Raw genomic sequence first — 678 nt, 5'->3', positions numbered from 1 at the left:
TTCTGGAGTTTCAAAACCATATACATGATATGATTTACCATCTACCGCTATTTGTGCTCTGTATGTGTCACAATCTGGACGGGTCTTAGCCACTCCAGCATAACCAGTAGTATTAGTAATAGATTTACCTCTATTCCATCCGTTCTGGCGATGAGTACAGGCCCGTAAATTCTCTGGCCTGTTGTCTGTGGTGATTCCGTTCTTATGGTCGATTACTCCGGGCCACTCATCATAAGTAAGCCAGTAAATCAAACGATGAATAGAATAAGTGCGGTAATAACCGCCAGATTCCATACGGGCTGTTAGGTAGCCACGGGAGTTAATAGAGCCAATAGGCTTATCTGTACGCCGTTTATTCTGGTAGTGAGGTTGCCAGTATAGATAACCTCTTTTCACTTCCAGAATATCACGGAAGAAAGACGGGGGCGGCGTGGTAGCTGCTGGCATTATTTAGCCCCTACAATCAAATCACCTAAAATATTAAATGCTTTGGTTAGGCTTTCCCGGCCTTGCTCAATAACATTCTTTAGCTCTTGATTCTCACGCTCTAGCTGTTGGATTGTAAAACCCTGCTCTAGAATGGTGGTATCTTTTTTATTAGCCTGTTTAGCTAATTCAGCATTACGCATATTAACTAATTCTGTATTTTCCATAATTATTAAATCTCCATATTATGAT

The 678-nt window shown here is 41.2% G+C and carries 2 protein-coding genes; both read right to left on the bottom strand.

The window, feature by feature from the left end:
* Window positions 1–447 (bottom strand): HNH endonuclease signature motif containing protein (locus N1032_RS25670; protein WP_259543436.1); only part of this gene is annotated, 447 nt, incomplete at its 3' end.
* Window positions 447–653, bottom strand: a complete 207-nt coding sequence (locus tag N1032_RS25665) for a hypothetical protein (protein WP_259543435.1) — start codon at window positions 651–653, stop codon at window positions 447–449. The genes N1032_RS25670 and N1032_RS25665, both read right to left, overlap by 1 nt.
* Window positions 654–678: the final 25 nt, after the last annotated feature.

This window comes from Herbiconiux daphne (assembly GCF_024979295.1).
Lineage (GTDB): Bacteria > Actinomycetota > Actinomycetes > Actinomycetales > Microbacteriaceae > Herbiconiux > Herbiconiux daphnes.
The sequence above is the reverse complement of the archived record's forward strand: the minus strand, read 5'-3'. Positions and strand labels throughout refer to the sequence as shown.

Bases quoted from the DNA above. Each gene is read 5' to 3' on its own strand.
- N1032_RS25665 (WP_259543435.1), bottom strand. From the start codon at position 653: ATGGAAAATACAGAATTAGTTAATATGCGTAATGCTGAATTAGCTAAA.